This is a genomic window from Herbivorax alkaliphila (assembly GCF_030848475.1).
In the GTDB taxonomy this organism is placed as follows: domain Bacteria; phylum Bacillota; class Clostridia; order Acetivibrionales; family Acetivibrionaceae; genus Herbivorax.
The window spans coordinates 20,316-28,337 of record NZ_JAVDDS010000046.1; the positions used below are offsets into that span (position 1 = coordinate 20,316).

7 protein-coding genes are annotated in these 8,022 nt (G+C 32.6%); 3 read left to right on the forward strand and 4 right to left on the reverse strand.

Translation table 11 applies throughout. From position 1 onward, the window contains the following. Positions 1 to 450: 450 nt before the first annotated feature. Both RBH29_RS14060 and gltA read left to right on the forward strand, forming a co-directional pair. Positions 451 to 1,296 (forward strand): sulfide/dihydroorotate dehydrogenase-like FAD/NAD-binding protein, encoded by an 846-nt coding sequence (locus RBH29_RS14060; RefSeq protein ID WP_306697564.1) that lies wholly within the window; start codon positions 451 to 453, stop codon positions 1,294 to 1,296. Continuing rightward, positions 1,289 to 2,680, forward strand: coding sequence for an NADPH-dependent glutamate synthase (gene gltA / locus RBH29_RS14065; RefSeq protein ID WP_306697565.1), 1,392 nt, complete (start codon positions 1,289 to 1,291; stop codon positions 2,678 to 2,680). The genes RBH29_RS14060 and gltA overlap by 8 nt, the downstream gene beginning before the upstream one ends. A 130-nt stretch (positions 2,681 to 2,810) precedes the next feature. Here gltA and RBH29_RS14070 read toward each other — a convergent pair whose 3' ends face one another. The 4 genes from RBH29_RS14070 to RBH29_RS14085 are packed head-to-tail and all read right to left on the reverse strand — an operon-like array spanning position 2,811 to position 6,685. Continuing rightward, positions 2,811 to 3,764 (reverse strand): TIGR01212 family radical SAM protein, encoded by a 954-nt coding sequence (locus tag RBH29_RS14070; RefSeq protein WP_306697566.1) that lies wholly within the window; start codon positions 3,762 to 3,764, stop codon positions 2,811 to 2,813. Then, positions 3,754 to 4,950 (reverse strand): nickel pincer cofactor biosynthesis protein LarC, encoded by a 1,197-nt coding sequence (gene larC, locus RBH29_RS14075; protein ID WP_306697567.1) that lies wholly within the window; start codon positions 4,948 to 4,950, stop codon positions 3,754 to 3,756. Before larC ends, RBH29_RS14070 begins: the two co-directional genes overlap by 11 nt. Before the next feature lie 60 nt (positions 4,951 to 5,010). Beyond that, a complete protein-coding gene (gene larB, locus RBH29_RS14080; RefSeq protein WP_306697570.1) occupies positions 5,011 to 5,757 on the reverse strand; it encodes a nickel pincer cofactor biosynthesis protein LarB in 747 nt (248 codons plus the stop codon). Positions 5,758 to 5,806: 49 nt separating this feature from the next. Further along, positions 5,807 to 6,685, reverse strand: a complete 879-nt coding sequence (locus RBH29_RS14085; protein ID WP_306697568.1) for a Rossmann-like and DUF2520 domain-containing protein — start codon at positions 6,683 to 6,685, stop codon at positions 5,807 to 5,809. Positions 6,686 to 7,491: 806 nt separating this feature from the next. Between RBH29_RS14085 and RBH29_RS14090 the strand changes: the two genes are divergently transcribed. Further along, positions 7,492 to 8,022, forward strand: a 531-nt coding sequence (locus RBH29_RS14090) for a DDE-type integrase/transposase/recombinase (RefSeq protein ID WP_373463338.1), incomplete at its 3' end; no start/stop codon positions are given.

The following is an 8,022-nucleotide window of genomic DNA, read 5'->3' on the forward strand; positions in this document are numbered from 1 at the left end:
ATCACTCCTTACATTTATAAAACTTTATTTACTATCTTTCAAAACATCTAAAAACCAAACTAGCTCATAACATAAATGCTCTTTAAAAACATTTTATTCAATTTATCTTACAATAAAATTATATCAAATCCAACAAGATAATGCAAGAGAAAACATCCGTAATTTCTATTTTGTTTTTTTAGTTCTATACAGAACTTTACTTCCACTCCTCCAACACTTGCCAAATAAGTATTTGTAATATTATTACAATAATATTTTTATTTTTTTATGCAGGATTTTAACGAAATAACTTTCATTTTTGACGAATTTATTATATAATAACACATAAGATATTAAAAGATATTACTAAAAAGCCTTTTGTTTTTCAAACAAGTTTGTATATGAATTGACTAAAAGTAATATAATAATTAAAATAACTATAACGACACTTTTTTGTAAAGGGGACAAACAATGTTTAAAATAGTTAAGAAAAAAAAATTAAATACTCAAGTTAAGCTAATGGAGATAGAAGCTCCACATATTGCAAAAAAAGCTGAGCCTGGACAGTTTATTATTTTTAGAATTAGAGAAAACAGTGAAAGGGTTCCTCTAACAATTGCTGACTTCGATAGAAAAAAAGGAACTGTAACAATAATATTTCAGGAAGTAGGAAAAAGCACAAAAGAATTGGGAACATTAAATGAAGGAGATAATCTCCTTGACTTTGTAGGTCCTTTAGGTGTTGCTTCTGATTTGGGAAATGTAAAAAAAGTTGCTGTTGTAGGCGGCGGACTTGGTACAGCAATTGCATATCCTCAGGCAAAAAAACTACATTCTCTTGGAGCTGAAGTTCACACTGTTGCTGGATTTAGAAATAAAGATCTTATAATACTCGAAGATGAATTGAAAGCTGTAAGCAATAAACTAATTATTGCTACCGATGACGGTTCAAATGGCACAAAAGGATTTGTAACAGACGTACTTAAAAATTTAATTGAGGAAGGCAACCAATACGACCTCGTAATTGCAATTGGTCCTTTGATAATGATGAAATTTGTCAGTGAGCTTACAAAACAATATAATATAAAAACCATTGTTAGTATGAATTCAATTATGATTGATGGAACTGGGATGTGTGGTGGCTGCCGAGTAACGGTTGGTGGAGAAACAAAGTTTGCATGCATAGACGGCCCTGATTTTGACGGACATAAAATTGACTTTGATGAAGCTATGAGGAGACAGGGCATGTACAAAAAACTTGAAACAACAGCTACCAGCAAACACAAATGTAAATTGGGAGGTGATGAAAATGCCTAATATGTCACCTGAAAAAATTGCTATGCCTGAACAAGAACCTAACAAAAGAAATAAAAACTTTTTTGAAGTTGCTTTAGGTTATACAGAGGAGATGGCTATAGAAGAAGCTCAAAGGTGTCTTCAGTGCAAACACAAACCCTGTGTAGAAGGCTGTCCTGTAAACGTAAAAATACCAGAATTTATAAAGCTTGTTGCAGAGGGAAAATTTAAAGAGGCATATGTAAAGATAAAAGAAACAAATAGCTTACCTGCCATTTGCGGAAGGGTGTGTCCTCAAGAAAGCCAATGTGAAAGATTTTGTGTAAGAGGAAAAAAAGGTGAACCAGTAGCTATTGGAAGACTGGAACGCTTTGTTGCTGACTGGTATATAAAAAACATAGATTCTAAATCAGATGTACCAAAGAAAAACAATAAAAAAGTTGCAATAATAGGTTCAGGACCTGCCAGCCTTACATGTGCTGGAGATTTAGCGAATATAGGGTATGACGTTACCATTTTTGAAGCATTTCATGTACCTGGTGGTGTATTAGTATATGGCATTCCAGAGTTTAGGCTCCCAAAAGATATAGTTAAAAAAGAAATAGATTCTCTTAAAGAAATTGGAGTGCAAATAAAAACTAACATGGTTATTGGAAAAGTTTTTTCTTTAGACGAATTAATCGAAGAAGGTTATGATGCCATATTTGTAGGCTCTGGTGCAGGACTTCCAAAGTTTATGGGAATACCAGGGGAAAACCTTAATGGAGTATATTCATCAAATGAATTTCTTACAAGAGTAAATCTTATGAAAGCCTATAAGTTTCCTGAGTACGACACACCTGTCTACGTTGGTAAAAACGTTGCAGTTGTTGGAGGAGGAAATGTGGCAATGGATGCCGCAAGAAGTTCTAAAAGACTTGGAGCTGAAAATGTATACATTATATACAGACGTTCTGAAGCTGAAATGCCTGCAAGATTAGAAGAGGTACATCATGCAAAGGAAGAAGGAATTATATTTAAGTTTTTAGAAAATCCAACTAAAATTATAGGTACAGATGATGGATGGATTAAAGGTATAGAATGTACTGAAATGGAATTAGGAAAACCTGATGAATCAGGCAGAAGAAAACCTATTGCTAAAGAAGGATCAGAACATATTATTGATGTAAACAGTGTAATCATCGCAATTGGACAAGGACCAAACCCACTTATATCTTCTAATACAAAGGATTTAGAAACCAAAAAATGGGGTGGTATCATCATTGATGAAAACACTGGTGCCACAAGCAAAGAAGGAGTTTTTGCCGGTGGTGACATTGTAACTGGTGCAGCAACAGTTATTCTAGCAATGGGTGCAGGCAAAAAAGCTGCCGAGGCCATTGATGATTATATAAAAAATAAATAGCATTATAAATCTTCAGGTGGAGTTGAGTCTCCACCTGAAATCTCGATGTTTAGCTTTAGCTAAACGAGTTCACAAATCTAAATTTACTACCTAAATTTTATAAAAATAATTCTGCCTTAAATTTAAAGATTTATTTTCCATCAGCCCTTGGCATCTTATTATTTTTGCCGTTGAGGTAATTGTATTTCTTACCTTGAACCCTGTCTTCTTCTTTCATTTTTTTCTCCAACATCTCATGAATTTTCCACCAGCTTTTTCCCCAGTTGCAAAAAAGACTTCGCTCTTCTGGTGCACGACCAATAAGTCTTTGAATTACTATATCAGGATTTAAATGTTCTAAAAAAGAAACAGCTCTTTCAATGTACTCGTCTACACTTACAGGTATGATTTCTCCCTTTTGATACATTTCTCCTAAAGGAGTATCTTTTAAGATATAAAGAGAATGACATTTAACCTGCTCCACTTTGAGGGCTGACAATATTCTTGCTCCTTCTATTACGTCATCTAGTGAGTCCATAGGAATATCAAGTATATAGTGGGTGCAAACCTCTAATCCATATGACTTTATCAAAAGCACTGCATCTATAAATTCAGCTAAAAGGTGACCTCTGTTAAGTGCTTTTAATGTATGATAATTAACCGTCTGTAAACCAAGTTCAATAACTATATCTACATTCTTTGAAACTTTTATACCTTTTAAGTACTCAACATAATCTTCCCATATACAATCTGGACGAGTTGATATATATATAGCCACAATATCATCCCCGCAAGCTTCATTAATATACCTTTTAAAGTCTTCTAGAGGAAGATATGTGTTTGAATAGTTTTGAAAGTACGCTATAAATTTTTCTGATTTATAATTTTCTCCTATGTATTTTGAATTTTTCAAAAGTTGTTGTTTTACAGAAAGATAATTAGGTAAATTTTCAAAACCTGCACCCTCTTCCCCACAAAAAATACAACCTTTTCTACTTATCGTTCCATCTCTGTTTGGACAGGTAACAGGTAAATTTAAAGGCAATTTATAAACTTTTGTATTGTATCTTCTTTTTAAATATCCAGAAAACTTATTATAAAACATTTTTCACCTCATCATACACTTTCCACAAAGGAACCTCTCTCTCTTTGGCCACTCTTTTACAGTCTTCATACTCTGGTGTAATTTTTTCTAAATTATCTACCAAAGACAGCTTAATCTTTATCTTTCCATATTTAGTGTTTACGCTTTTTTCTTCTCTATTGAGAACCTGCCTTTTACACACGGATTTTCGAATTCCAAGTGTTGAAGTTTCACTTAGTATTATTTGAGAAAGTTCATCTTCTTTTTCTTTATTAGTAAGTACCGTCAATACAACCCCCGGTCTGTTTTTCTTCATATAAACTGGAGTATAATAAACATCTAACGCTCCCTTTTGAAAAAGCTTCTCCATTACATACCCTAAGATTTCCGGATTCATATCGTCAATATTTGTCTCAAGAACAGATATTTCATCATCTTTTTCAGATTCATCAATTAATTTTCCTAGTATACATCTTAAACCATTAAATCTTCCAATTTCTCTTTTACCAGAACCATATCCCACCTTATTCACTTCAATAGAAGGCATAATCCCAAACTGGGAACACAAGCATTTTATAAGAGCTATTCCAGTTGGAGTTACCAATTCAGTGTTAACATCTTCAGTTATATATGGTATCTTACTCTCCTTAAGCATCTCCATAACTGCTGGAACAGGAACCGGCAACATGCCATGCTGACAGTTTATAAAACCGTTTCCATCATGCAAAGCTGACGAACATATATTGTCCACCTCAAGGAAATCTATGCAAATAGACACCCCCATTATATCTACAATTGAATCAACAGCCCCCACTTCATGAAAGTGAATTTCATTTATTCCCTTATTATGAACCTTTGCCTCTGCCTTTGCAATTTCTCTAAAAACTTTTTTTCCAAACTCTTTTACACTGATTTTCAAATCACTCTCATCAATAATTTTCTCAATATCATTTAAATTGCGTGATGGATGGTGATGGTGATGATGATCTTTGTGGTTTTCATCGCCAGTTCCTTCAACAATAACATCTACATCTGTTACTGTAATTGCATTTTTAACCTTTTTTTCTATAACAATGTCATAGCCTGATAAATTCAACTTGCCAAGTTCTTTTTTAAACTTTTTTTGATCTATTCCTAAATCCAGAAGTGCACCAAGCATCATGTCACCACTTACCCCAGAAAAACAATCAAAATATAATGTTTTCATAAATTCACCCTTTCTAAAACTTAGAAATAAATAAATACCCATTTTAAAATAGGGTTTTATTTACTCTCTATTTATCATACTTGCCAAACAACCTGCACCAAATCCATTGTCTATATTAACAACTCCAATACCTGTAGCACAGCTATTGAGCATAGTGAGAAGAGCAGAAAGACCTCCAAAACTTGCTCCATATCCAACGCTTGTGGGAACTGCAATAACCGGCTTGTCCACAAGGCCGCTTACCACACTTGCAAGAGCACCTTCCATGCCTGCAACTACTATTAAAACATTTGCCTTCATTATAGTCTCAGATTTTGCAAAAAGTCTGTGAATACCTGCTACTCCTACATCATAAACTCTTTCAACGGTGTTTCCCATAACATCACATGTAATAGCTGCCTCTTCTGCTACTGGAATATCAGAAGTTCCTGCTGATACAACTGCTACAATTTTTTTACTCTTTAAGACTTCTCTTTTTTTAACCACTGCTATTCTTGCCTTTTCATAGTATACTGTATCGTTAATAATCTCTTTTATACCCTCATAGATTTTATAATCTGCTCTTGTTGCCATAATATTATTATTTCTTTCAATTAACTTTTTAACAATTTCTTGCACTTGCTCTACAGTTTTACCTTCAGAATAAATTACTTCAGGATATCCATTTCTGATATTTCTATGATGGTCTACTTTAGCAAAACCCAAATCTTCAAATGGAAGCTTTTTTAAATCTCCCAATGCTCCCTCTACGCTTATACTCCCATTTTTTACATCTTGTAATAATTTTCTTAAGTACTCCATATCCATAATCTTAAGCAACTCCATATATTATTTTTTCACTTTAAATTTTATTCACTCACTTTTCTTCTTTAGACAAAACTTCCCTCATTTTCACTTTTTCTTTCTCATTTATACGTTCTTTCTTTAAAACCAGTTCTAGTGTTTTTTGTCCCAGCATGCTATATATTTTTGCCAGCCCTTTATCTTCTGACTCTATTTTATCAATATGTTTTGCAATAATTTTGTCATCCCCTCTTTCTATAGGACCTGTAATTGAATTTAAAATTCCACGCCTGTCTAAATTTTCTACAGTGTTTTTTATAAGTGGAAGAAACACTTTTTCACAATCTTCTTTTTCAAAGCCTAAACCAGTTAACATTTCACTTGCTATGTAGGAAAGAGTAACTGTATAATTTGAAACAATACACGCAGCAGCATGATAAAGAGACTTGTCTTCTTTTTTTATACAAAGCATTGTTCCATTAAAACACTCAACAATAGTATTTGCATATTCTTTAGAAATATTGCATCCTTCAAATCCAAAGTAAATGTTATAAAGTCTCTTCCACCCTTCTGCTTTTCCTGCAAAAGTTTGAACAGGGTGTAAAGAAGCACTATGACCTCCTAAATCCTTTAAAACATCTAATTCATCTGAACTCATTGCACCACTTAAATGAAAAAAAACTTTGTTCTCTATAGATTTCTTTTCAACTTTTGACGCTATATCTTCTGCAACACTTCTAATGCCGTTGTCAGATACAGCTAAAAAAACAACATCTGATTTTTTTACAGTGTCAACAAGACTGTTATCAAAATCCTTTGCAAGCTTTCTGCTAAGTTCAAGCACTGAATCATTGCTTCTGCTATATATTCCTGAAATATTAATATTATTATTATAAAACCCCAAAGCTAAGGCACAACCAACTTTACCTGCACCTATTATCCCTATATTCATATGCAAACACCAACTTTCTTGCAGCTATTATTTTTACTCTAGAAAAAAGATAAAAATCACCTGTGGTTATCATAAAAATAATACCATATCACAAAAGAAGCTGCAAACAATGCTCCCCCTTTGGGTGTATAAATTATATCTGACACATATTCTGTAATCTTCCCATCTGCTTTACATTATAAGTATAGCTTTCACATATGTGAACATTATAGAAGTAAAAATGGGTATACTCATCCAATATTCTCATGTAATATTTTCCACAACAATTCTGATAATAATTAAGCTACAAAAATAGTTGCATTCGAAACAAATTTGTCATTCTGCCATTCATAATAAATACGTTTTATTTTTACAATAACGCCTTTGTTTACAAGTTCTTTAAGTATCTTATTGTGATAGCCTGCTGCTTGAAATTCTGAAGTTTTTAGGACATCATTGTACTTTTCAAATACCTGTTTGTATTTATAATATTCATCAATACAAAACTATCTCCTTTTTTATTAATTTGTGTATGCTTATGAATTAATTATATAACAAAATATTTTTTACTAATCCTTAATACATACATTTTACATATAGAAAGTCCAATTAGAATTTCTAGAAAAACACTTGAACTTATCAAGCGTATACATGAGGAAAACCCTTTACTATCAATTGAGAAAATACACGAAAGATTAGTTGACCTTAATATAACTGATGCTCCTTCTCCAAATACAATTGCAAAGCATATCTCAAAAATTAGAAATCCACCAAGTGAAAAGTAAAAACAGTCTTGGAAAACATTCATTAAAAATCACCGTAAGGAAATTTGGGCTATGGATTTCTTTACTGTTCCAACTCTTTATTTTAAAGTGTTGTATGTCTTTATTATAATTAGCCATGACAGAAAAAAGATTGAACACTTTGCCGTTACAACTAACCCATCATCGGAATGGGTAGCACAACAAATAAGAGAAGCAACTCCTTTTGGTGAAACACCAAAGTATTTAATTCATGATAATGATTCTATTTTTACATCAAGGGAATTTCAAGAGTTTTTATATAATGCAAATATTAAGTCTAAAAGAACAGGGATAAAATCACCCAGACAAAATGGAATTTGCGAGAGAGCAGTAAGTATATTGAGATCTGAGTTATTAAATCATGTTATTCCATTTAATCAAAGGCATTTGGAGTATTTGCTCAAAAATTATTTAAAAGAGTATTATCATCTTGTCAGGACACATCAAGGACTTAATTGCCAAACTCCAATTTTATCAGACAACCCTCCAGAAACTAAGATTGAAAGGGACACACTTGAAGTCCACAGGCACAACAGACTAAACCTTATGTTTTTT